19 protein-coding genes are annotated in these 23592 nt (G+C 60.5%); 4 read left to right on the top strand and 15 right to left on the bottom strand.

The features are described from left to right. Window positions 1-22: 22 nt before the first annotated feature. The 11 genes from AC1RCO_RS07840 to sdhC all read right to left on the bottom strand — a co-directional run bounded on the left by AC1RCO_RS07840 (window position 23) and on the right by sdhC (window position 13996). Window positions 23-760: a DUF599 domain-containing protein gene (locus AC1RCO_RS07840; RefSeq protein WP_011060056.1), complete on the bottom strand. Its 738-nt coding sequence runs from the start codon at window positions 758-760 to the stop codon at window positions 23-25. A gap of 176 nt (window positions 761-936) precedes the next feature. Beyond that, window positions 937-2250, bottom strand: coding sequence for a branched-chain amino acid transport system II carrier protein (brnQ, locus tag AC1RCO_RS07845; RefSeq protein WP_011060055.1), 1314 nt, complete (start codon window positions 2248-2250; stop codon window positions 937-939). A 328-nt stretch (window positions 2251-2578) separates the two neighbouring features. Then, window positions 2579-3460, bottom strand: coding sequence for a succinate--CoA ligase subunit alpha (sucD, locus tag AC1RCO_RS07850; RefSeq protein WP_003223019.1), 882 nt, complete (start codon window positions 3458-3460; stop codon window positions 2579-2581). After that, entirely contained in the window at window positions 3460-4626 is a 1167-nt protein-coding gene (gene sucC / locus AC1RCO_RS07855; RefSeq protein ID WP_009047768.1) for an ADP-forming succinate--CoA ligase subunit beta, read from the bottom strand. The genes sucD and sucC overlap by 1 nt, the downstream gene beginning before the upstream one ends. A gap of 230 nt (window positions 4627-4856) precedes the next feature. Continuing rightward, on the bottom strand, window positions 4857-6293 hold the full coding sequence (gene lpdA, locus AC1RCO_RS07860; RefSeq protein ID WP_011060054.1) for a dihydrolipoyl dehydrogenase: 1437 nt from the start codon (window positions 6291-6293) through the stop codon (window positions 4857-4859). 100 nt (window positions 6294-6393) lie between these two features. Beyond that, window positions 6394-7617 carry a 2-oxoglutarate dehydrogenase complex dihydrolipoyllysine-residue succinyltransferase gene (gene odhB, locus AC1RCO_RS07865; RefSeq protein WP_025128636.1) on the bottom strand — a complete coding sequence of 408 codons (1224 nt, stop codon included), beginning with the start codon at window positions 7615-7617 and terminating at the stop codon, window positions 6394-6396. A gap of 42 nt (window positions 7618-7659) precedes the next feature. Continuing rightward, a complete protein-coding gene (locus AC1RCO_RS07870; protein ID WP_011060052.1) occupies window positions 7660-10491 on the bottom strand; it encodes a 2-oxoglutarate dehydrogenase E1 component in 2832 nt (943 codons plus the stop codon). A 263-nt stretch (window positions 10492-10754) separates the two neighbouring features. Then, on the bottom strand, window positions 10755-11459 hold the full coding sequence (locus tag AC1RCO_RS07875; RefSeq protein ID WP_011060051.1) for a succinate dehydrogenase iron-sulfur subunit: 705 nt from the start codon (window positions 11457-11459) through the stop codon (window positions 10755-10757). A gap of 12 nt (window positions 11460-11471) precedes the next feature. Continuing rightward, entirely contained in the window at window positions 11472-13244 is a 1773-nt protein-coding gene (gene sdhA, locus AC1RCO_RS07880; RefSeq protein ID WP_011060050.1) for a succinate dehydrogenase flavoprotein subunit, read from the bottom strand. A 3-nt stretch (window positions 13245-13247) separates the two neighbouring features. After that, the gene (gene sdhD, locus AC1RCO_RS07885) at window positions 13248-13616 is read right to left on the bottom strand and encodes a succinate dehydrogenase, hydrophobic membrane anchor protein (protein ID WP_011060049.1); all 369 of its coding nucleotides are present in this window, start codon (window positions 13614-13616) and stop codon (window positions 13248-13250) included. Continuing rightward, complete coding sequence (gene sdhC, locus AC1RCO_RS07890; RefSeq protein ID WP_015634665.1) at window positions 13610-13996, bottom strand: succinate dehydrogenase, cytochrome b556 subunit; 387 nt, start codon at window positions 13994-13996, stop codon at window positions 13610-13612. Before sdhC ends, sdhD begins: the two co-directional genes overlap by 7 nt. Window positions 13997-14346: 350 nt before the next feature. Here sdhC and gltA point away from each other — a divergent pair, with 350 nt between their 5' ends. Further along, complete coding sequence (gene gltA / locus AC1RCO_RS07895) at window positions 14347-15636, top strand: citrate synthase (RefSeq protein ID WP_011060047.1); 1290 nt, start codon at window positions 14347-14349, stop codon at window positions 15634-15636. 285 nt (window positions 15637-15921) lie between these two features. Here the strand turns inward: gltA and AC1RCO_RS07900 are convergent, their stop codons facing one another. The 3 genes from AC1RCO_RS07900 to AC1RCO_RS07910 form a co-directional block, all read right to left on the bottom strand. Next, entirely contained in the window at window positions 15922-17580 is a 1659-nt protein-coding gene (locus AC1RCO_RS07900) for a cation acetate symporter (protein ID WP_011060046.1), read from the bottom strand. Further along, window positions 17577-17888, bottom strand: coding sequence for a DUF485 domain-containing protein (locus AC1RCO_RS07905; protein ID WP_011060045.1), 312 nt, complete (start codon window positions 17886-17888; stop codon window positions 17577-17579). Before AC1RCO_RS07905 ends, AC1RCO_RS07900 begins: the two co-directional genes overlap by 4 nt. 190 nt (window positions 17889-18078) lie before the next feature. Then, window positions 18079-18930 (bottom strand): glycine betaine ABC transporter substrate-binding protein, encoded by an 852-nt coding sequence (locus AC1RCO_RS07910; protein ID WP_011060044.1) that lies wholly within the window; start codon window positions 18928-18930, stop codon window positions 18079-18081. Window positions 18931-19218: 288 nt separating this feature from the next. On the opposite strand from AC1RCO_RS07910, the gene AC1RCO_RS07915 reads away from it, so the two are divergent. Beyond that, window positions 19219-20814, top strand: coding sequence for a glycoside hydrolase family 17 protein (locus AC1RCO_RS07915; RefSeq protein ID WP_492617617.1), 1596 nt, complete (start codon window positions 19219-19221; stop codon window positions 20812-20814). Between the two features lie 27 nt (window positions 20815-20841). On the opposite strand, the gene AC1RCO_RS07920 is transcribed toward AC1RCO_RS07915, so the two are convergent. Then, window positions 20842-21207, bottom strand: a complete 366-nt coding sequence (locus AC1RCO_RS07920) for a hypothetical protein (RefSeq protein ID WP_011060042.1) — start codon at window positions 21205-21207, stop codon at window positions 20842-20844. A gap of 233 nt (window positions 21208-21440) precedes the next feature. On the opposite strand from AC1RCO_RS07920, the gene AC1RCO_RS07925 reads away from it, so the two are divergent. Together AC1RCO_RS07925 and AC1RCO_RS07930 are read left to right on the top strand one after the other, a co-directional pair. Then, entirely contained in the window at window positions 21441-22739 is a 1299-nt protein-coding gene (locus AC1RCO_RS07925) for a serine/threonine protein kinase (RefSeq protein WP_026020029.1), read from the top strand. Further along, window positions 22732-23520 (top strand): MlaA family lipoprotein, encoded by a 789-nt coding sequence (locus AC1RCO_RS07930; protein WP_011060040.1) that lies wholly within the window; start codon window positions 22732-22734, stop codon window positions 23518-23520. Before AC1RCO_RS07925 ends, AC1RCO_RS07930 begins: the two co-directional genes overlap by 8 nt. Window positions 23521-23592: the final 72 nt, after the last annotated feature.

Raw genomic sequence — 23592 nt, forward strand, 5'->3', positions numbered from 1 at the left:
TCAATCGATCAGCCATCAACGCTCAGGCTGCATCTTTGGGGCTATCGACCACAGGTTGTTCTGTCGGTGTATAGACCATGACCTCAAGTACATCGGAGTGGAACTCCCGCCGATACAGGACAAACACCACACCCGCGCTCATCAGCATGAATAACCAGGGGCTGACGAACCAGGCCAGCATGGTCATGCCGAAGTAATAGGAACGCAATCCGAAGTTGAACTGGTTGGCCGCCATGGAAATTACCCGAGCCGCTCGCGATGCAAAAGCCTTGCGCTCCTGCTCGGAAACATGACGCTCGCCGATCATTGGCGCCGACCCCACCAGCACTGCGGCGAAGTTGTACTGGCGCATGCACCAGCTGAAGGTAAAGAAGGCATAGACGAACACCAGCGCCAGGCACAGCAGCTTGATTTCCGACATGCCCTGGGACGCCTGCTGGACCATGGGAATGTCCGCCAATAGCGACACTGCACGCTCCGAGGCGCCCAGCACGGTGAGGATGCCCGCCAGGATGATCAGGGTGCTGGAGGCGAAGAACGAGGCATTGCGCTCCAGGTTGCCGATCACGCTGGCATCGGCGATGCGGTTGTCCCGCAGCAGCATGCGGCGCATCCAGTCCTCGCGATACAGGTGCAGGACGCTGGCCAGGCACGCGGTGTCCCTTCCCTTCCAACTGGCGTAGCGGGTATAGCCACCCCAGCAGACGACGAACCACAGGGCGGCCAGTAGGTGGATCAGGTTGGCTTGAACGAACGACATGCAAATTCCTGTAAGGCGTTGGCAGAAGACAAAAGCAAAGGGCACTGCTTCGACGCCCCGCAGGGGAAAAAGACACCGCTGTACGCCCATAAAAAATGCCCCGCATCCATCGATGCGGGGCATTTTTTAAGGGGCTCGGGGGCCGCTTGTGGCGCCCCCGGGCCATCAACTTCAGGTCAGGCCAGGGCTTCGCTGCGCTTGCCCAGCAGGCGATCGCAGATCACTGCCACCACCAGCACGATCACCGACGGCACCAGCCACGCCAGGCCCTGCTCGCTCAGCGGCAAGTGCGACAGCTGGGTTGGCATCCAGCCGGCCAGGCCCGCGCCCTTGAGGGCATCGATCAGGCCGAACACGAAGGACACCAGCATCACCGGGCCGACGATACGGCGCTGGTCCTGCCAGAAGTCCTTGCAGAAGCTCAGGGCCACCAGGGCGATGCACGGCGGGTAAATCGCGGTCAGCACCGGGATCGAGAACGCGATCAGCTTGGTCAGGCCCAGGTTCGATACCAGCAGCGAGAACGCCGCGAGGATCACCACCAGCGTCTTGTAGGACAGCGGCAGGACACGGCTGAAGTACTCGGCGCAGGCGCAGGTCAGGCCCACGGCGGTCACCAGGCAGGCCAGGGAGATCAGCACCGCGAGGAAACCGCTGCCCAGGGAACCGAAGGTGTGCTGCACATAGGCGTGCAATACCGCGGCGCCGTTGCTGGCACCGGCGGCCACTTCATGGCTGCCCGAGCCCAGGCGGAACAGGCTGACGTAGACCAGCGCCAGGCCGACCCCGGCGATCAGGCCGGCGATCACGGCATAACGGGTAATGAGCCGAGGCGACTCGACCCCGCGGGAACGGATGGCATTGACAATGACGATGCCGAACACCAGCGCGCCCAGGGTATCCATGGTCAGGTAACCATTGATGAAGCCCTGGGAGAATGGTGCTGCAACGTACTCGGGAGTGGCGGTGCCGATGTCGCCGGCGGGCAAGGCAAAGGCCGCAATGCCCAGCACAGCCAGGGCGATGATCTTCAGCGGCGCCAGGAAGCGTCCGACGGTGTCCAGCAGCCGGCCCGGGTACAGGGAGATGAAGAACACCAGCAGGAAGTACACCGAACTGTAGAGGAACAGGGCCAGCGGGCTTTCGCCGGTCAACGGCGCCAGGCCCACTTCAAAGGACACGGTAGCGGTACGTGGCGTGGCGAACAGCGGGCCTACCGCCAGGTAGCAGACCGCTGCCAGCAGGCCACCGGCCAGCTTGCCGATAGGCGTGCTCAGCGCGTCCATGGCACCGCCGACCTTGGCCAGGGCAACCACGGTGATCACCGGCAGACCGACCGCAGTGATCAGGAAGCCCAGCGCCGCCATCCAGACATGGGGTCCGGACTGCAGGCCGACGATAGGCGGGAAAATGATGTTGCCGGCCCCGACGAACAGGGCAAAAGTCATAAAGCCGAGTGCCAGGATGTCCTGGCCTTTCAACACTTTCATTAAGGAAATACCACACTACTGAATCGGAATTTAGAGAGGGATTTCCCTTATGGGTGAGGGAAATGCTGTCAGTCCGTATAAGACTGACCCGTTTAGCGCGCAGCGACCTTGTGGGCAGCAGACGCAAAAAGAGGCGGCTAGATTACAGAATCGGTAAGACAAGCGCACTGTTCCAGGGCGAACTATCCGATATGCGACAGAATGATGTCGCATTTTTGAAATTATATTTCCCCCAGGCTCTGTGCAGGATGCAGGTCTCCTACGGCAGAAAGCACAAAGGCCACCCGAAGGTGGCCTTTGTGGTTGAAGCGTCAGCTAAGCGCGAGGCTTACTTGACAGCCCAACCGGTCAGCTCGGCCAGGGCCTTGCCGATGTCTGCCAGCGAACGCACGGTTTTCACGCCTGCGTCTTGCAGAGCAGCGAATTTCTCGTCTGCAGTGCCTTTGCCGCCAGAGATGATTGCGCCAGCATGGCCCATGCGCTTGCCCGGAGGAGCAGTCACACCAGCGATGTAGGAAACAACCGGCTTGGTCACGTGAGCCTTGATGTAGGCAGCCGCTTCTTCTTCAGCCGAACCGCCGATCTCGCCGATCATCACGATCGCTTCGGTCTTCGGGTCCTCCTGGAACAGCTTCAGGATGTCGATGAAGTTCGAACCCGGGATCGGGTCACCACCGATGCCGACACAGGTGGACTGACCGAAACCGGCGTCAGTAGTCTGCTTAACAGCTTCGTAGGTCAGGGTGCCGGAACGGGAAACGATACCGACCTTGCCTGGCAAGTGAATGTGACCTGGCATGATGCCGATCTTGCATTCGCCTGGGGTGATCACGCCTGGGCAGTTAGGGCCGATCAGGGTCACACCCAGCTCGTCGCACTTAACCTTGGCGTCCAGCATGTCCAGGGTAGGAATGCCTTCGGTGATGCAGACGATCAGCTTGATGCCGCCGAAGGCCGCTTCCAGGATCGAGTCCTTGCAGAAAGGAGCTGGAACGTAGATCACGCTGGCGGTAGCGCCGGTGGCAGCTACAGCGTCTTTCACGGTGTTGAACACTGGCAGGCCCAGGTGCTCGGTGCCGCCTTTGCCAGGAGTTACGCCGCCAACCATCTTGGTGCCGTACTCGATGGCTTGCTGGGTGTGGAAACTACCTTGCGAACCGGTAATGCCCTGGCAGATAACTTTGGTGTCTTTATTGATCAGGACGCTCATTATTTGCCCTCCGCAGCTTTGACAACTTGTTGAGCAGCGTCGGTCAGGCTGGTAGCAGCGATGATGTTCAAGCCGCTTTCTGCCAGTACTTTAGCGCCCAGTTCAGCGTTGTTGCCTTCAAGGCGAACAACAACCGGGATTTTCACGCCGACTTCTTTCACGGCGCCGATGATGCCTTCGGCAATCATGTCGCAGCGAACGATGCCGCCGAAGATGTTGACCAGTACTGCAGCGACGTTGGTGTCGGACAGGATGATCTTGAAGGCTTCGGTCACGCGCTCTTTGGTAGCACCACCACCTACGTCGAGGAAGTTGGCTGGCTTGCCGCCGTGCAGGTTGACGATGTCCATGGTACCCATGGCCAGGCCGGCACCGTTGACCATGCAGCCGATGTTGCCTTCCAGAGCTACGTAGTTCAGTTCGAACTTGGCAGCGTGGGCTTCGCGCGGATCGTCCTGGGACGGATCGTGGAAGGTTTTCAGCTTAGGCTGACGGTACATGGCGTTGGCGTCGATGTTGATCTTCGCGTCCAGGCAGTGCAGATCGCCGTCGGCCTTGATCACCAGCGGGTTCACTTCCAGCAGGGCCAGATCGTGATCCTGGAACAGTTTGGCCAGACCTACGAAGATCTTGGCGAACTGGGCAACTTGCTTGCCTTCCAGACCCAGTTGGAAAGCCAGCTCGCGACCCTGGAATGGCTGAGCGCCAACCAGTGGATCGATAGTGGCCTTGAGAATTTTTTCTGGAGTGTCGTGAGCGATTTTCTCGATGTCCACGCCACCTTCGGTGGAAGCCATGAACACGATGCGACGGCTCGAACGGTCAACGACAGCGCCCAGGTACAGCTCTTTAGCGATATCAGTGCACGATTCAACCAGGATCTTGGTGACAGGCTGGCCATTGGCGTCAGTCTGATAGGTCACCAGACGCTTGCCCAACCACTGCTGAGCGAATGCCTTAGCGTCTTCTTTGCTGCGAACCAGCTTAACGCCGCCCGCTTTACCGCGACCACCGGCGTGAACCTGGGCTTTGACAACCCACTCGGAGCCGCCGATTTTGTCGCAAGCTTCTGCTGCTTCTTCCGGGGTGTCTACCGCGTAGCCTTTGGATACTGGCAGGCCGTATTCAGCGAACAGCTGCTTACCCTGATACTCGTGAAGATTCATGCTTTTTACCGTCTTCGTTAGGTACTGCGCATTCGGCGCTGCGCTCAAGATTGAGTGCCGCACCACCTGTGACCGCTACTCTCAAAACCAGCGCCACACCTGAACCCGGAGCCTGGGCCCCGGTCCAGTGTGTGGCGCTACCCTGAGAGGTCGAGTCCAGCGGATATTCCGCGGTGAGTCTTGCGCACAAGGCTCACGACGGGCCAACCGCCGTGGTTTCTTATTATTGCTTAGCGTTTCTTGCGGTTGGCAATGTGGATGGCAGTGCCATTCACAGCCAGAGCTGCTTCGTGCAGGGCTTCGGACAGGGTCGGATGGGAGAAAACCATCATGCCCAGGTCTTCGGCGCTGGTGCCGAATTCCATGCCGATCGCACCTTGCTGAACCAGTTCCGCAGCGCTTGGGCCAATCACGTGGACGCCCAATACGCGGTCAGTCTTGGCATCGGCGATGACTTTGACGAAACCACCGGTGTCGTTGGCTGCCATGGCACGGCCGCTGGCGGCAAACGGAAAGGTGCCGACGTTAACTTCAACGCCTTCAGCTTTCAAGGCCTGCTCGGTTTTACCGACCCATGCAATTTCCGGGTGAGTATAGATAACCGAAGGGATCAGGTCATAGTTCATCTGGGCTTTGTGGCCCTTGATGCGCTCGGCAACCATGATGCCCTCTTCCGAGGCCTTGTGAGCCAGCATCATGCCGCGCACCACGTCACCGATGGCGTAGACGCCCGGTACGGTGGTAGCGCAATGATCGTCAACGTGCACGAAACCGCGCTCGTCGAGGGTCACGCCGCAATCGGCGGCCAGCAGGTCGGTGGTCACCGGGCGGCGACCAACGGCAACGATCAGCTTGTCGAAAGTGATGGTCTGCTCGCCATTGGCATCGGTGTAGGTGACCACGACTTCTTCGCCGTTGACCTTGGAGCCGGTCACGCGAGCGCCCAGCTTGATGTCCAGGCCTTGCTTGGTCAGGGTTTTCAGCGCTTCCTTGGAAACAGCGGTGTCGGCTGCCATCAGGAAGGTGTCCAGGGCTTCCAGGACAGTCACTTGCGCACCCAGGCGCGACCATACCGAACCCAGTTCCAGGCCGATGACGCCAGCGCCGATCACGCCCAGGCGTTTTGGTACGGATTGGAATTCCAGAGCGCCGGTGGAATCGACGATCACATTCTGGTCGACCGGAGCCGGTGGAATGTCGATCGGACGCGAGCCTGGAGCCAGGATCACGTTTTCGGCTTCGATCACTTCAACCGAACCGTCAGGCTTGGTGACTTCGACTTTCTTGCCGGCCAGCAGTTTGCCGTGGCCCTGGATCGAAGTGACGCCATTGGCCTTGAACAGGGTGGCAACACCGCTGGTCAGGCCTTTGACGATATTGGCCTTGCGACCCACCATGGCTGGTACGTCCATGGTCACGCCAGCGTGGTTGATACCGTGGATGGCAAAACCGTCCTGGGCTTCGTGGAATTTCCAGGAGCTGTCCAGCAGCGCCTTGGAAGGAATGCAACCGACGTTCAGGCAAGTACCACCGAGGGCCAGCTTGCCCTCTTTATCGGTGTACTTCTCGATGCAAGCGGTGGTGAAACCGAGTTGTGCGGCCTTGATTGCGGCGACATAACCGCCTGGGCCCGCGCCAATCACTACCACGTCGAATTTCTGAGTCATAAAAGGTTCCTTTTAACGGCAAGCTAGAAGCTGCAGCCGCAAGCTTGAAGCCTCTTGCCCTGGGGCGCGAAGCTTCCCGCTTGCAGCATGCAGCTGCTTTTTAGATGTCCAGGAGCAGACGAGCCGGGTCTTCCAGCAGGTTCTTGATGGTCACCAGGAACGTCACGGCTTCTTTACCGTCGATCAGGCGGTGATCGTAGGACAGCGCCAGGTACATCATCGGACGGATGACCACTTGACCGTTGATCGCCATAGGACGCTGCAGAATGTTGTGCATGCCCAGGATCGCGGCTTGTGGCGGGTTGACGATCGGGGTCGACATCATCGAACCGAAAGTACCACCGTTGGTGATGGTGAAAGTACCACCGGTCATCTCTTCCATCGACAGCTTGCCGTCACGGGCCTTCTTGCCGAAGGTGGCGATGCCGCCTTCGATTTCGGCCAGGCTCATCAGTTCGGCGTTACGCAGAACCGGAACCACCAGGCCACGGTCGCTGGAGACCGCAACACCGATGTCGGCATAGCCGTGGTAGACGATGTCGGAACCGTCGATCGAGGCGTTGACAGCCGGGAAGCGCTTCAGGGCTTCGGTGGCGGCCTTGACGAAGAACGACATGAAGCCCAGGCGTACGCCATTGTGGGACTTCTCGAACAGATCCTTGTACTTCGAACGCAGGGCCATGACTTCAGTCATGTCGACTTCGTTGAAGGTGGTCAGCATCGCCATGTTCGACTGGGCTTCAACCAGACGCTCGGCAACCTTGGCACGCAGGCGGGTCATAGGCACGCGCTTCTCGACGCGATCACCGGCAGCGAAGACCGGAGCAGCAGCGGCAGGAGCCGGAGCCTTGGCAGGCGCGGCAGCCGGAGCGGCTTTCTTCGCGGCAACAGCAGCGACCACGTCTTCCTTGGTCACACGGCCGCCTTTGCCGGTACCGGCAACGGAAGCGATGTTGATACCGTTTTCTTCAGCCAGCTTGCGCGCGGCAGGAGCAGCGATTGGATCGTCTTCGCCATCGGCAGCAGCCGGGGCAGCAGCGGCGGCGGCCGGAGCGGCGGCGGCAGCAGGAGCAGCGGCAGCAGCGCCGCCTTCAACGATGGAGCCCAGGACTTCGTCGGACAGAACGGTGTCGCCTTCGTTCTTGACGATAGCGCCCAGCACGCCGTCAGCGGTGGCCAGAACTTCCAGCACGACCTTGTCGGTCTCGATGTCAACGATCAGCTCGTCACGCTTGACGGCGTCGCCCGGTTGCTTGTGCCAGGTGGCAACGGTGCCATCGGCAACCGATTCCGGGAAAGTGGGGGCTTTGATCTCGATAGCCATTATCTGTGGTTCCTTAAATTCGGTTTCAGGTGCGCGAAGGCGTTAAACAGTAAAGGCATCTTGCAGCAGTTTTTCCTGCTGCTCAGCGTGCATCGATGCATAACCACAAGCTGGAGCAGCAGAAGCGTCACGGCCCGCGTACTCGAGTACGAGCGACTTGTTGTGACCGCTGATGATGCGACGCATGTGATGCTGGCTGCAGTACCAGGCACCCTGGTTCATCGGCTCTTCCTGACACCAAACGATGTGTTTGACGTTTTTGTACGGAGCCAGGACTTCGATCAGGTCGTCCTCAGGGAATGGGTACAGCTGCTCGATACGCACGATGGCGATGTCGTCACGACCTTCGGCACGGCGTTTTTCCAACAGGTCGTAGTAGACCTTGCCGCTACACAGAATGATGCGACCCACGTCTTTTGGATCCTGGGCATCGATTTCCGGGATAACGGTCTGGAACGAACCTTCCGCCAGATCTTCCAGGGTCGAGATGGCCAGCTTATGACGCAGCAGGGATTTCGGTGTCAGCACGACCAGCGGCTTGCGCAGCGGACGAATCACCTGGCGACGCAGCAAGTGGTAGATCTGAGCCGGCGTGGTCGGTACGCATACCTGGATGTTGTGCTCGGCGCACAGCTGCAGGTAACGCTCCAGACGAGCCGAGGAGTGCTCGGGACCCTGACCTTCATAACCGTGTGGCAGCAGCATGGTCAGACCGCAGAGACGGCCCCACTTGTGCTCGCCGCTGGTGATGAACTGGTCGATCACTACTTGTGCACCGTTGGCGAAGTCGCCGAATTGGGCTTCCCAGATCACCAGCGCGTTAGGCGTGGTGGTGGAGTAGCCGTATTCGAACGCCAGTACGGCTTCTTCGGACAGGAACGAATCGTACAGGTCGAAACGTGGCTGGCCTTCGTACAGGTGCTGCAACGGGATGTAGGTGCCGGCGTCCTTCTGGTTGTGCAACACCGCATGGCGGTGCGAGAAGGTGCCGCGGCCGATGTCCTGGCCGGTCATGCGAATCGGGTGACCTTCGAACGCCAGGGTCGCGTACGCCATGGTTTCAGCGTAACCCCAGTTGATCGGCAGGCCGCCGGCTTGCATCTTCTGACGGTCTTCGTAGATCTTCGCGACCTGACGCTGAACCACGAAGCCTTCCGGCAGCTCCAGCAGCTTGGCGGACAGTTCCTGAAGAGTCTTGAGGTCGAAGGTGGTGTCGTGACGCGCGGTCCAGGTATGGCCCAGGTACGGACGCCAGTCCACGAACAGCTCTTTGTTCGGCTCCTTGACCAGGCTCTTGACCACGTGCAGACCGTTGTCCAGCGCGTTGCGGTATTCGTCGACTTTCGCCTGAACACGCTCTGCGTCGAGCACACCGCCCTGGGTCAGGCGATCGGCATACAGTTCACGGGTGGTGCGCTGCTTGGCGATCTGCTGATACATCAGTGGCTGGGTGCCGCTTGGCTCGTCGGCCTCGTTGTGGCCGCGACGACGGTAGCAGACCAGGTCGATCACCACGTCGCGCTTGTACTGCATGCGGTAGTCGATGGCCAGCTGGGTCACGAACAACACGGCTTCCGGATCATCACCATTCACATGGAGGATCGGTGCCTGGATCATCTTCGCAACGTCGGTGGCGTACTCGGTGGAGCGCGAGTCCAGCGGGTTGCTGATGGTGAAACCGACCTGGTTGTTGATCACGATGTGCACAGTGCCGCCGGTACGGAAACCGCGGGTCTGGGACATCTGGAAGGTTTCCATCACCACGCCCTGGCCGGCGAACGCCGCGTCACCGTGGATCGAGATCGGCAGAACCTTGTCGCCGGTCTGGTCGTTGCGACGGTCCTGACGGGCGCGCACCGAACCTTCGACTACTGGAGAAACGATTTCCAGGTGGGACGGGTTGAACGCCATCGCCAGGTGAACTTCGCCACCGGTGGTCATGACGTTGGACGAGAAGCCCTGGTGGTATTTAACGTCACCGGAACCCAGCTCGACCTTCTTCTTGCCTTCGAACTCGTCGAACAGCTCGCGCGGGTTCTTGCCGAAGGTGTTGACCAGCACGTTCAGACGGCCACGGTGGGCCATGCCGATTACCACTTCCTTGGTGCCGTAGGAACCGGAACGCTGGATCAGCTCGTCGAGCATCGGAATCAGGCTCTCGCCGCCTTCCAGACCGAAACGCTTGGTGCCCGGGTATTTGGTACCCAGGTATTTTTCCAGGCCTTCAGCCGCAGTGACGCGCTCGAGCAGGTGGCTCTTGATGTCGGCGGAATAGGTCGGACGGCCGCGTACGCTTTCCAGACGCTGCTGGAACCACTGACGCTGCTCGGAATCGGTGATGTGCGTGAATTCAGCGCCAATGGTGCGGCAATATGTCTGCTGCAACGCTTCGTGAATTTCGCGTAGGCTCGCTTCCTCTTTGCCGATGAACAGGTCGCCGGCACGGAAGGTCGTATCAAGATCGGCATTGGTCAAGCCGTAATGATTGATCGACAGGTCTGCAGGTGCAGGACGCTGCCACAGCCCCAGCGGGTCCAGCTGGGCTGCCTGGTGGCCACGCATCCGATAGGCCTGGATCAATCGCAGCACTTCAACTTGCTTCTTCTCGTGCTCACTGCTCACGCTACCGGCGGATACCGGTTGGGCGCGGCGCTGGTTCTTTGCCAGCAAGACGAAATGATCGCGGATTGTCGAGTGCGAAACATCGATGGCAGTGCTGCCGTCGGTAGGCAACTTCTGAAAGTAAGTGCGCCACTCTTCTGGCACAGCGTTAGGGTCGTGCAGGTAGAGCTCGTAGAGCTCTTCCACATAGGCAGCGTTACTACCGGATAGGTAGGCGCTGTTCCACATGCGCTGCATCACGCTTTCTTGCATGCTTGGTCACCCTCGGTTAGGGGAACACCACCGGCGACGACACCGAGCAAGCTTGCAGAAGTCCGAATGCAGCGACCAAAACAAGCCACTTAGGATCACGCTGATAGTCCGGGTACCAGCCCGGATGCCCCTGCTTGTCTCATTTCTTCAAAATATAGAGCAGCCACTTTGTGAGCTGCTGCTCAGGTTAGAGCCATGACGCGGGTTGAAGCCCGCGCCGTGGCTTTTACGGGTACAGCGGTCCTACGGGTACAACAGCTGAATCACACGCCACTCTGCAGCAGCATGTTACGAATGTGACCGATGGCCTTAGTCGGGTTCAGGCCCTTCGGACAAACGTTGACGCAGTTCATGATGCCCCGGCAGCGGAATACGCTGAACGGGTCGTCCAGGGAAGCCAGACGCTCGGACGTCTTGGTGTCACGGCTGTCTGCCAGGAAGCGGTAGGCTTGCAGCAGGGCAGCTGGACCCAGGAACTTGTCCGGGTTCCACCAGAAGGACGGGCAAGAGGTCGAGCAGCAAGCGCACAGGATGCACTCGTACAGACCGTCGAGCTTCTCGCGCTCTTCCGGGGACTGCAGACGTTCGATGGCCGGAGCCGGCGTATCGTTCTGCAGGAATGGCTTCACCTTCTCGTATTGCTTGTAGAAGATGCTCATATCGACGACCAGGTCACGGATAACCGGCAGACCTGGCAGCGGGCGAACAACCAGCTTGTTCTTCTTGACCACGGCAGACAGCGGCGTGATGCACGCCAGACCGTTCTTGCCGTTGATGTTCATGCCATCGGAACCGCAAACGCCTTCACGGCAGGAACGACGGTAGGAAAAACCTTCGTCCTGCTCTTTGATCAGGGCCAGCACGTCCAGCACCATCAAGTCCTTGCCACCGGTGTCTACCTGGAAAACCTGGGTTTTCGGAGCCGAGTCGGTGTCAGGGTTGTAACGATAAACTTCAACTTGCAACATATCGATCACCCTTTAGTAAGTCCGGACTTTTGGTTCGAAAGTCGGAACAGTCTTCGGCGAGAAGTTGACCGCACGCTTGGCAACGCGCTTCTCACCCGGGAAGTACAGGGTGTGGCACAGCCAGTTTTCGTCGTCACGGTCTTCGAAGTCTTCACGGGCGTGAGCGCCGCGGGACTCTTTGCGCACTTCGGCAGCGATGGCAGTGGCTTCGGCCACTTCCAGCAGGTTCTGCAGCTCAAGTGCTTCGATACGCGCAGTGTTGAAAGCTTGAGACTTGTCGTTGATCTTGACGTTGGCGATACGCTCGCGCAGGTCAGCCAGCTGGGCGATACCCTTCTGCATGTATTCGCCGGTACGGAATACACCGAAGTAGTTCTGCATGCAGTTCTGCAGCTCGCGACGCAGGGTTGCAACGTCTTCACCGGTGGTGCGCTCGTTGAGCTTGGCCAGGCGGTTCAGGGCAACGTCGACGTCGGTGTCGCTGGCGTCGCGGTATTCGATACCGTCGGTCAGCGCTTTTTCCAGGTGCAGACCGGCTGCACGGCCGAACACCACCAGGTCCAGCAGCGAGTTGCCGCCCAGACGGTTGGCGCCGTGTACCGATACGCAAGCCACTTCACCCACTGCGAACAGGCCAGGGATGATGGTGTCTTCGCCAGCGGCGTTCTGTGTGATGGCCTGGCCATGAATGTTGGTGGCAACGCCGCCCATCATGTAGTGGCAGGTTGGAACGACCGGAACCGGAGCAACCACCGGGTCAACGTGCGCAAACGTCTTGGACAGCTCGCAGATACCTGGCAGGCGGCTGTGCAGCACTTCCTCGCCCAGGTGGTCGAGCTTGAGCATCACGTGGTCGCCGTTCGGGCCACAGCCGTTGCCGGCGATGATTTCCTTGACCATGGAGCGCGCAACAACGTCGCGGCCAGCCAGGTCTTTGGCGTTAGGAGCATAACGCTCCATGAAACGCTCGCCATGCTTGTTGATCAGGTAACCACCCTCACCACGGCAACCTTCGGTTACCAGTACACCGGCGCCGGCAATGCCGGTCGGGTGGAACTGCCACATTTCGATGTCTTGCACCGGAACGCCAGCACGCAGCGCCATACCAACGCCGTCACCGGTGTTGATCAGGGCGTTGGTGGTGGAGGCGTAGATACGACCTGCACCGCCGGTGGCCAGAACGGTGGCCTTGGAGCGGATGTAGGTGGTTTCGCCGGTTTCGATGCAGATAGCGATCACGCCGACAAAGGCGCCGTCCTGGTTCTTCACCAGATCGACCGCGTACCACTCGTTGAGGAAGGTGGTGCCGGCTTTCAGGTTGCCCTGATAAAGGGTGTGCAGCAGTGCGTGACCGGTACGGTCGGATGCTGCGCAGGTACGAGCAGCCTGGCCGCCCTTGCCGTAGTCCTTGGACTGACCGCCGAAGGGACGCTGGTAGATACGACCGGTTTCGGTACGGGAGAACGGCAGACCCATGTGGTCCAGTTCGAAGACCGCAGCCGGGCCTTCCTGACACATGTATTCGATAGCGTCCTGGTCACCGATGTAGTCGGAACCCTTGACGGTATCGTACATGTGCCAGCGCCAGTCATCGTTCGGGTCCGCCGAGGCGATCGCGCAAGTGATGCCGCCCTGGGCAGACACAGTGTGCGAACGGGTCGGGAACACCTTGGTGATCACCGCAGTCTTGTGGCCGCCCTGGGCCAGCTGCAGTGCGGCACGCATGCCGGCGCCGCCGCCGCCAATGATGATGGCGTCGAATGAAATGGTTGGAATGTTAGCCATGAATCAGATACCCCAGAGAATCTGCACACCCCAGACGAAGTAAGCGAACATCGCGACGCCGCATACTGCCTGGAAAAGGAAACGTACTGCTGTGGCCGACTTGCCCAGCGCCATCGGCGTCAGGTAGTCAGTCGAGATGGTCCACATGCCGACCCAGGCGTGAGCGCCCAGGGCCACCATGGCCAGCAGACTGAAGATACGCATCCAGTTGTTTGCGAACAGGCCATGCCACTGGGTGTAGTCAATGCCCGGATTCGCTACGAGGTATCCGATCAGGAAAATGAAATAAGCCGCGAGAACGACCGCAGACACACGCTGTGCCATCCAGTCATAAAGGCCCGAACGCGACAGGTTCGTAACGCTGGTTACCATATCCAAACTCCCGCCAGAACGATTACCACCACGGATACGGCGATAACGATTTTCGAGCCCAGCTTGCCGCCTTCCAGCGTCTCACCGATGCCCATGTCCATAATCAGATGGCGTACACCGGCCACCAAGTGATACAGCAAGGCGGACAGGAGGCCCCATGCAACGAATTTGGCCAGCGGACTGGTCAAGCACGCCTTCACCTCGGCATAGCCTTCCTCGGAGCCCAGGGATTTGCTCAATGCATAAAGCATGATGCCGATGCCCAGGAAGAGGATGATGCCGGAAACACGGTGGAGAAACGACGTAACGCCGGTGATGGGGAGTTTGATGGTCCTTAGGTCTAGGTTTACAGGTCGTTGGCTATTCACGGCTTTTTTCACACTGAAGAGCCCCTAACAATCAGGGCAAAGTTGTTGGGGAGTGCACTGGTCAGGCAACCACTACCCAGGGAGTGCGACCCCCAGCAAAGCGGGCCCAGAAGCCTACGGAGGTCGGTGGCCGAGTATAGACAGTTAGGCTACTAATGACAACGCAAAGACCTTCCCCTAATAGCTGATTGCGTTAGCGTTATAAAAGGCGTAAATGGCGCTGAATTTCGCGAAAAAATCCCTCCCAAAGCCTTCTGGGACAAGACTTTAGGCAAATTGACATTCGGATTTATCTCACTATAGTGGTGCGGGCCCTGCGTGGGGGGTCTGTCTGATGATTTCAAGCATAAATAGGAGGCCACATGGCTGACAAAAAAGCGCAGTTGATCATCGAGGGCGCAGCCCCCGTCGAGCTGCCCATTTTAACCGGCACCGTTGGTCCCGATGTAATCGATGTTCGGGGTCTGACGGCCACGGGCCGCTTCACTTTTGACCCGGGTTTCATGTCGACCGCCTCCTGCGAGTCGAAAATCACCTACATCGACGGCGACAACGGCATTCTGCTGCATCGCGGCTACCCGATCGAACAGCTGGCCGAGAAATCGGACTACCTGGAAACCTGCTACCTGCTGCTCAACGGTGAATTGCCCACCGCCGAACAGAAGGCCCAGTTCGTCAGCACCGTGAAGAACCACACCATGGTTCACGAACAGCTCAAGAGCTTCTTCAACGGTTTCCGTCGCGACGCCCACCCGATGGCGGTGATGTGCGGCGTAGTCGGTGCCCTGTCGGCGTTCTACCACGACTCCCTGGACATCAATAACCCGCAGCACCGCGAAATCTCCGCCGTGCGCCTGGTGGCCAAGATGCCGACCCTGGCAGCGATGGTCTACAAGTACTCCATGGGCCAGCCGATGATGTACCCGCGCAACGACCTGTCGTACGCGGAAAACTTCCTGCACATGATGTTCAACACCCCGTGCGAGATCAAACCGATCAGCCCGGTACTGGCCAAGGCAATGGACCGGATCTTCATCCTCCATGCCGACCACGAACAGAACGCCTCGACGTCCACCGTGCGCCTGGCGGGCTCCTCGGGTGCCAACCCGTTCGCCTGTATCGCTGCCGGTATCGCTGCACTCTGGGGCCCGGCCCACGGCGGTGCCAACGAAGCGGTACTGACCATGCTCGACGAAATTGGCGATGTCTCGAACATCGACAAGTTCATCGCCAAGGCCAAGGACAAGAACGATCCGTTCAAGCTCATGGGCTTCGGTCACCGCGTGTACAAGAACCGCGACCCGCGCGCCACCGTGATGAAACAGACCTGCGACGAAGTACTCAAGGAACTGGGCATCAACAACGATCCGCAACTCGAACTGGCCATGCGCCTGGAAGAGATCGCCCTGACCGACCCATACTTCATCGAGCGCTCGCTGTACCCGAACGTCGACTTCTACTCGGGGATCATCCTCAAGGCGATCGGCATTCCAACCAGCATGTTCACCGTGATCTTCGCCCTGGCGCGGACCGTCGGCTGGATCTCGCACTGGAAGGAAATGCTCTCCAGCCCGTACAAGATCGGCCGTCCACGCCAGCTGTACACCGGCTACGAGTCGCGTGACATCACCAAACTGGAAGACCGCAAATAAGACCTGCCTTGCGCAAACGTCTTAGCTGCACCGGATACGGCCTCTAACAGAGGTCGTATTTGTTTCTGCCCTCCCCTCGCCCCCCCCAACCCGCAGGATCCGGCCTGCCGGAGAAGAGCCCTGCTCCTCACATACGCTTGCGCTGGCAAGCCAGCTCCTATGCTCCTGCACCTGCAGTCGGGGGGCTCCGGGCAGGGCGAGCGGACAGAAAAATGCCCCGGTCTCTCGATCGGGGCATTTCGCCATTACGCAGCTTCTATATAGAAGCCGATACATTCATCTCGCTTAGTGCGACACCGCCCCACTGGCACCCAGGCCGGTCTGCGAACGCACGAACTGCGGGAAGAACAGCGCCCGCTCGTTGACCGCCGCGGTCGACTTGTCGGTGATGGAGAAGAACCAGATACCGATGAAGGCGATGATCATCGAGAACAGCGCCGGGTACTCGTACGGGAAGATCGCCTTCTCGTGATGCAGGATCTGCACCCAGATGGTCGGGCCGAGGATCATCAGCGCCACGGCACTCACCAGGCCCATCCAGCCGCCAATCATGGCGCCACGGGTGGTGAGCTTCTTCCAGTACATGGAAAGCAGCAGTACCGGGAAGTTGCAGCTGGCGGCAATGGAGAACGCCAGGCCGACCATGAACGCGATGTTCTGGCTTTCAAAGAGAATGCCCAGGCCGATGGCCAGTACGCCCAATGCCACGGTGGTGATCTTGGAAACGCGGATCTCGTCCTTCTCGTTGGCCTTGCCCTTCTTGATCACGCTGGCATACAGGTCATGGGACACCGCCGAGGCGCCAGCCAGGGTCAGGCCTGCAACGACCGCCAGGATGGTGGCGAAGGCCACGGCCGAAATGAAGCCGAGGAACACGCTGCCGCCCACTGCGTTGGCCAGGTGCACCGCCGCCATGTTGTTGCCGCCCAGCAAGGCGCCTGCGGCATCCTTGAAGTCCGGGTTGGTGCTTACCAGCAGGATCGCGCCGAAGCCGATGATGAAGGTCAGGATGTAGAAGTAGCCGATGAAGCCAGTGGCATAGAGCACGCTCTTGCGAGCTTCCTTGGCATCGCTGACGGTAAAGAAGCGCATCAGGATGTGGGGCAGGCCAGCGGTACCGAACATCAGCGCGAGGCCTAAGGAGAACGCCGAGATCGGATCTTTCACCAGGCCGCCGGGGCTCATGATCGCTTCACCCTTGGGGTGAACCTTGATCGCTTCGGAGAACAGGGTGTTGAAGTCGAAGTTGACGTGCTTCATCACCATCAGTGCCATGAAGGACGCGCCGGAGAGCAACAGCACCGCCTTGATGATCTGCACCCAGGTCGTGGCCAGCATGCCGCCGAACAGCACGTACAGGCACATCAGGATGCCCACCAGGATCACCGCCACATGGTAGTCGAGGCCGAACAGCAACTGGATGAGCTTGCCGGCACCCACCATCTGCGCGATCAGGTAGAACGCCACCACCACCAGCGAGCCACAGGCCGACAGGGTGCGGATCTGGGTCTGTCCGAGGCGGTAGGACGCCACGTCGGCAAAGGTGTACTTGCCCAGGTTGCGCAGGCGCTCGGCGATCAGGAACAGAATGATCGGCCAGCCCACCAGGAAGCCGATGGAGTAGATCAGGCCGTCATAGCCGGAAGTGAACACCAGGGCGGAAATCCCCAGGAAGGACGCCGCGGACATGTAGTCGCCAGCGATCGCCAGGCCGTTCTGGAAGCCGGTGATCTTGCCGCCCGCCGCGTAATAGTCGGCAGCCGACTTGTTGCGCTTGGAGGCCCAGTAGGTGATGCACAGGGTGGCACCGACGAAGACCACGAACATCACGATCGCCGATACGTTGAGTGGTTGCTTGTGGACTTCGCCCGTCAAGGCGTCTGCAGCCCAGAGGGCGGGAGCGAAGGCGGCAAGACCGAGTGCTGCGAATAGACGTCGGATCATTGCTGAGCCTCCTTCAGGATCGCATTGTTCAACTCGTCGAATTCGCCGTTGGCGCGTCGCACATAGATGGCCGTCAGGATGAAGGCCGAGAGAATCAAGCCGACACCGATGGGAATGCCCCAGGTGATGGATGAGGTAGGACTGAGTTTGGCGCCCAGGATCTGGGGACCATAGGCGATCAACAGGATGAAAGCCGAGTAAAGCCCAAGCATGATCGCCGAGAGAATCCAGGCGAACCGCTCTCGTTTGCTGACCAGCTCCTTGAAACGCGGGCTGTTTTGAATCGAGAGGTAAATGCTGTCGTTCATTGTTTTTATCCTCGCAGCACAGATTTTAGGTGGAACCTAATCCACTCTATGCGGCTATGGAGCAGGTTCCAGACGACCTTAGTATTAGAACGACATTAGCGTTGGCGCCGGTTTTTTCTTCAATAAATGACAAGGCCGCCCACTGTTTCCAGTGCGCGGCCTCAAGACCCTTGATCTAGACGCGCTGTGCTTATTTAGCAGTCCACTCGGCAACCCTTTCCGGGTGCTTGCTCACCCAATCCTTGGCCGCCACATCGGGTTTTGCACCCTCTTGAATGGCCAGCATGACCTCACCGATTTCATCTTTCGAGGCCCACTGGAATTTCTTCAGGAAGGCCGCCACTTCCGGCGCCTTCTTCTCCAGGCCCTTGCTGCCGATGCTGTTGACGGTTTCAGCAGCGCCGTACACGCCCTTCGGGTCTTCGAGGAAGCGCAGTTTCCACTTGGCGAACATCCAGTGCGGCACCCAGCCGGTCACGGCGATGGAATCCTGTTTTTCTTCGGCGCGGGTCAGCTCGGCGATCATTGCCGCCCCGGAACTGGCCTGCAGCTTGTAGTCCAGGCCGTAGTCCTTGATCGCCTGGTCGGTCTTGAGCATCACCCCCGAGCCGGCGTCGATGCCGACGATCTTGTTCTTGAACGTGGTATCGGTCTTGAGGTCCTCGATGGACTTGGCCTTGACGTACTCCGGCACGATCAGGCCGATCTTGGCGTCCTTGAAGTTGGGGCCGTAGTCCACCACCTTGTCCTTGTTCTTGGCCCAGTACTCGCCATGGGTCACCGGCAGCCAGGCCGAGAGCATGGCGTCGAGCTTGCCGGTGGCTACGCCCTGCCACATGATCCCGGTCGCCACCGCCTGCAGCTTGACGTCATAACCGAGCTTCTGCTTGATCACTTCCGCCGCCACATGGGTCGTCGCCACGCTGTCGGACCAGCCGTCGACATAGCCGATGCTCAGGGTCTTGCTGTCGGCACTGGCCAGAGTGGAGCTGATGGCAAGTACCAGTGCGGCACCTGCGCCTAAGAGTCGTCGCATCTTCATCGTTACTTCCCCGAAAAGTGCAGTGCCGGGCGGCTGCCAGGCACGTCAACGTATGGTTATGGTGCTCAGCGCCCCCATCACGCCTCACCGCGAACGCGTTCGATCATCAGCGGAGTACTGATGCCTGGATCATCAACCCGCCCTGTTCCGCGACCTGCTCTGTCTACGACCTCAAGGCAGCCAGCAGCGACATCAGATAGCCAGTAACCAACGGCCGGCCTCTCCCGGGCAGTGGGTCCGCCCGAACTTTGCATGTCAAAATCATGCAGCCCACCAAGCTGCGGACAAATGCGGGTAAGATGCCCGGCTTTGTTCCACGACGGCCCGATCATGCCCGCCACCCCTCGTTTCCCCGCCCTGCCCTATCTGTTCGCCTGCCTGTTCGGGCTGCTGGCCCTCTGCGGTTATTGGTACGGCCTTGGCCGGCCGGTGCACCTGCCGGATGTCGCCAGCGCCAGCCACAAGCTGCAGTGCGCTTCCTACACTCCGTTCGACAAGGACCAGTCGCCCTTCGACCAGCCGTTCAAGCTGCGCCCGCAGCGCATGGACGCCGACCTGGCCCTGCTGGCGACCCGTTTCGAATGCATCCGTACCTATTCCATGACCGGCCTGGAAGCCCTGCCGGACCTGGCGCGCAAGCACGGCCTGAAGCTGATGATCGGCGCCTGGGTCAACAGCAACCCGGTGGACACCGAGAAGGAGGTCGACCTGCTGATCGCCTCGGCCAACGCCAACCCGGACGTGGTCAGTGCGGTGATCGTCGGTAACGAAGCACTGCTGCGCAAGGAGGTCACCGGCGCGCAATTGGCGCGGCTGATCCTCAAGGTCAAGGCCGGGGTCAAGCAGCCGGTGACCTACGCCGATGTCTGGGAGTTCTGGCTCAAGCACCCGGAAATCGCCCCGGCGGTGGATTTCCTCACCATCCACCTGCTGCCGTACTGGGAAGATGATCCGTCGAACATCGACGCTGCCTTGAACCACGTGGCCGAGGTGCGCCAGGTGTTCGGCAACCGCTTCGCCCCCAAGGACGTACTGATTGGCGAGACCGGCTGGCCCAGTGAAGGCCGGCAGCGAGAAACCGCGCTGCCCAGCCGGGTCAACGAGGCCAAGTTCATCCGCGGCTTCGTCGCCCTGGCGGAACACAATGGCTGGCACTACAACCTGATCGAAGCCTTCGACCAGCCCTGGAAGCGCGCCAGCGAAGGTGCCGTCGGTGGCTACTGGGGACTGTTCGATGCTGATCGCCAGGACAAGGGCATCCTCGCCGGCCCGGTGTCCAACCTGCCGTACTGGCCGCTGTGGCTGGGCGTCGGCGGCCTGATACTGCTCGGCACCCTGGTGCTCGGCGGCCGGCCCCGCGACCACCGCGCCGCCCTGCTGCTGCCCCTGTTGGGCGCAGTGGCCGCTTGCAGCATCGGAACCTGGGGAGAACTGGCGCGGGCAACCAGCCGTTTCGCCGGTGAATGGTGCTGGGCCGCGTTGCTGCTGGGGCTCAACCTGCTGGTGCTGGCCCACGCCGCCCTGGCCCTGAGCCCTCGCCAGGGCTGGCGCCTGAAAGCCTTCGATGCACTGGAGAAACGGGCCGGCTGGCTGCTGACGGCCGCTGGCTTCGCCGCGGCGGTGATGATGCTGGAGCTGGTGTTCGACCCGCGCTACCGCAGCTTCCCCAGCGCGGCCCTGCTACTGCCGGCACTGGTCTACCTGTGCCGCCCGGTGCGAGTGCCGCGCCGGGAGATTGCCCTGCTGACCTTTATCGTCGGTGCCGGCATTGCCCCGCAGTTGTATCAGGAAGGTCTGGCCAACCAGCAGGCCTGGGGCTGGGCCCTGGTCAGCCTGCTGATGGTAGCGGCGCTTTGGCGCAACCTGCGGGCCCGCAGGGCCTGAGGCCATAGGCCATGGCCGCTGCTGCGGCTATGGCTTGCTGGCGCGCACCAGGCGCAAGCCGGCAATCACCACGGCAAATACCGCCAGGGTGGTGTTGTACAGGGCCAGGGCCGGGATGCCGATCAGCAACGCCAGTACGCCCAGCCCCCAACCGGCACGCCCGGGCATGACAAAACCCAGGAGCGCCACGGCCACCGCGCTCCAGCCCAGCACCTTGAAGTGAATCATCCAACCCAGGCTGGAGCGCAGCCCGCACTCCCAGCGGCTGGCAGCCTCGACACAGGCACCCACCCAGCGCGCGTCCTCCATGAAGCCGTAGCGCAGGCCATAACTGGCGGCCAGCCACAGCGGCAGGACCACGAGCAGCAGAATCAGGGGAAGGCGGCGGGACATGAAACACTCCGAACAGTCAAAACGGCGCCCAGCATAATCCCCCGCGAACGCTTGGCAAGCGCCAGGCGCAGATATCTGTCATGCAAATGGCGGCAAAGTGTATCGTCCGGCTACTATCACTTCCCAATAAGCCTGTCGCAGGCGTTATTTGTGCCCAACCATGGCACTTCGGCAGCAGCGCGGTGGTCATAGCCTGCGAACCTCATTCGGTACCTTCTTCTAGGGATACAGTCATGCTTCGTTCCTTGCGCTTCGCTGCCCTGTTTGGCGGCCTTATCCTGAGTGCGTCCGCGCTGGCGGTCGACGTCGACCCGGCCACCTATGGCTACCCGTTGACCAACCCCTTCGAAGCCACCATCGCCACCACGCCTCCGGAGTTGCGCCCGGAACTGCCCTCCAACGATGACATCCGCCAGTCTGACCACAGCCTGACGCTGCGTCCGGAACGGGAATTCATCCTCCCGGACAACTTCTGGGCGGTGAAGAAACTCACCTACCGCATTGCCACCCAGGACCACGCCGCGCCGCTGATCTTCCTGATCGCCGGCACCGGGGCGCGCTATGACAGCAGCCTCAACGAGTACCTGAAGAAGCTCTACTACAAAGCCGGCTACCACGTGGTGCAGCTGTCCTCGCCCACCAGCTTCGACTTCATCAGCGCCGCTTCGCGCTTTGCCACCCCGGGCGTGACCCAGGAAGACGCCGAGGACATGTACCGGGTGATGCAGGCCGTACGGGCGCAGAATCCCAAGCTGCCGATCACCGAGTTCTACCTCACCGGCTACAGTCTTGGCGCGCTGGATGCGGCCTTCGTCAGCAAGCTGGATGAAACCCGGCGCAGCTTCAATTTCAAGAAGGTCCTGCTGCTCAACCCGCCGGTCAATCTCTATACCTCGATCACCAACCTCGACAAGCTGGTGCAGACCGAGGTCAAGGGCATCAACAACAGCACTACCTTCTACGAACTGGTGCTGGGCAAGCTGACCCGCTACTTCCAGCAGAAGGGCTATATCGACCTCAACGACGCCCTGCTCTACGACTTCCAGCAATCCAAGCAGCACCTGACCAACGAGCAGATGGCGATGCTGATCGGCACCTCCTTCCGTTTCTCGGCGGCGGACATTGCCTTCACCTCGGACCTGATCAACCGCCGTGGCCTGATCACCCCGCCCAAATACCCGATCCGCGAAGGCACCAGCCTCACGCCGTTTCTCAAGCGTGCCCTGCAATGCGACTTCGACTGCTACCTGACCGAGCAGGTGATCCCCATGTGGCGCGCCCGCACCGATGGCGGCAGCCTGCTGCAACTGATCGACCAGGTCAGCCTCTACGCCCTGCAGGACTACCTCAAGGCCAGCCCGAAGATCGCCGTGATGCACAACGCCGACGACGTGATCCTCGGCCCCGGCGACCTGGGCTTCCTGCGTAAAACCTTTGGTGACCGCCTGACCGTCTACCCCCATGGCGGCCACTGCGGCAACCTCAACTACCGCGTCAACAGCGACGCCATGCTGGAGTTCTTCCGTGGCTAAACATCTCCTGCTTATCGCTGCGTTGCTCTGCGCAGGCTATGCCCAAGCCGACAACAGCAAGGCCAACATCCCCGTCACCCCCGACCCCGATGGCTTCACCGAGCCGTTGAAGAAGCTCAAGTTCAACCCGGGGCTGGACCAGCGCGAGTTCGAGCGCTCGACCTTGAACGCCCTGAATATCTACGACCCGCTGGAGTCGTGGAACCGCCGGGTCTACCACTTCAACTACCGCTTCGACCAATGGGTGTTCCTGCCGGTGGTGGACGGGTACCGCTACGTGACGCCGAGCTTCCTGCGCACCGGGGTCAGCAACTTCTTCAACAACCTGGGCGATGTGCCCAACCTGTTCAACAGCCTGCTGCAGTTCAAGGGCCAGCGCTCCATGGAAACCACCGCGCGCCTGCTGCTCAACACCACTATCGGCGTGGCCGGCCTGTGGGACCCGGCTACCAAGATGGGCCTGCCGCGCCAGAGCGAAGACTTCGGCCAGACCCTGGGCTTCTACGGCGTACCCGGCGGCGCGTACCTGGTGCTGCCGATCCTCGGCCCGTCGAACCTGCGTGATACCGCCGGGCTGGCGGTGGACTACACCGCCGAATCGGCGATCAACTTCCTCAATGTTTCGGAAGCCAGCAGCAACCACCCGGAAATCTGGGTCCTGCGCGGGGTCGACAAGCGCTACCAGACCAGCTTCCGCTATGGCCAGCTGAACTCGCCGTTCGAATACGAGAAAGTGCGCTACGTCTACACCGAGTCGCGCAAGCTGCAGATCGCCGAGTAACCCTGCCTCGCCCCGCCATCCGGCGGGGCGTCCGCTCCCCGTCAAAGCCCCTTCCTCGCCCGCTCGTTGAAA

This window comes from Pseudomonas sp. GW823-FHT03E05 (assembly GCF_058796855.1).

Coding starts and splice junctions, on each gene's coding strand:
- AC1RCO_RS07840 (WP_011060056.1), bottom strand. CDS start 760: ATGTCGTTCGTTCAAGCCAACCTGATCCACCTACTGGCCGCCCTGTGG.
- brnQ (WP_011060055.1), bottom strand. CDS start 2,250: ATGAAAGTGTTGAAAGGCCAGGACATCCTGGCACTCGGCTTTATGACT.
- sucD (WP_003223019.1), bottom strand. CDS start 3,460: ATGAGCGTCCTGATCAATAAAGACACCAAAGTTATCTGCCAGGGCATT.
- sucC (WP_009047768.1), bottom strand. CDS start 4,626: ATGAATCTTCACGAGTATCAGGGTAAGCAGCTGTTCGCTGAATACGGC.
- lpdA (WP_011060054.1), bottom strand. CDS start 6,293: ATGACTCAGAAATTCGACGTGGTAGTGATTGGCGCGGGCCCAGGCGGT.
- odhB (WP_025128636.1), bottom strand. CDS start 7,617: ATGGCTATCGAGATCAAAGCCCCCACTTTCCCGGAATCGGTTGCCGAT.
- AC1RCO_RS07870 (WP_011060052.1), bottom strand. CDS start 10,491: ATGCAAGAAAGCGTGATGCAGCGCATGTGGAACAGCGCCTACCTATCC.
- AC1RCO_RS07875 (WP_011060051.1), bottom strand. CDS start 11,459: ATGTTGCAAGTTGAAGTTTATCGTTACAACCCTGACACCGACTCGGCT.
- sdhA (WP_011060050.1), bottom strand. CDS start 13,244: ATGGCTAACATTCCAACCATTTCATTCGACGCCATCATCATTGGCGGC.
- sdhD (WP_011060049.1), bottom strand. CDS start 13,616: ATGGTAACCAGCGTTACGAACCTGTCGCGTTCGGGCCTTTATGACTGG.
- gltA (WP_011060047.1), top strand. CDS start 14,347: ATGGCTGACAAAAAAGCGCAGTTGATCATCGAGGGCGCAGCCCCCGTC.
- AC1RCO_RS07900 (WP_011060046.1), bottom strand. CDS start 17,580: ATGATCCGACGTCTATTCGCAGCACTCGGTCTTGCCGCCTTCGCTCCC.
- AC1RCO_RS07905 (WP_011060045.1), bottom strand. CDS start 17,888: ATGAACGACAGCATTTACCTCTCGATTCAAAACAGCCCGCGTTTCAAG.
- AC1RCO_RS07910 (WP_011060044.1), bottom strand. CDS start 18,930: ATGAAGATGCGACGACTCTTAGGCGCAGGTGCCGCACTGGTACTTGCC.
- AC1RCO_RS07915 (WP_492617617.1), top strand. CDS start 19,219: ATGCGGGTAAGATGCCCGGCTTTGTTCCACGACGGCCCGATCATGCCC.
- AC1RCO_RS07920 (WP_011060042.1), bottom strand. CDS start 21,207: ATGTCCCGCCGCCTTCCCCTGATTCTGCTGCTCGTGGTCCTGCCGCTG.
- AC1RCO_RS07925 (WP_026020029.1), top strand. CDS start 21,441: ATGCTTCGTTCCTTGCGCTTCGCTGCCCTGTTTGGCGGCCTTATCCTG.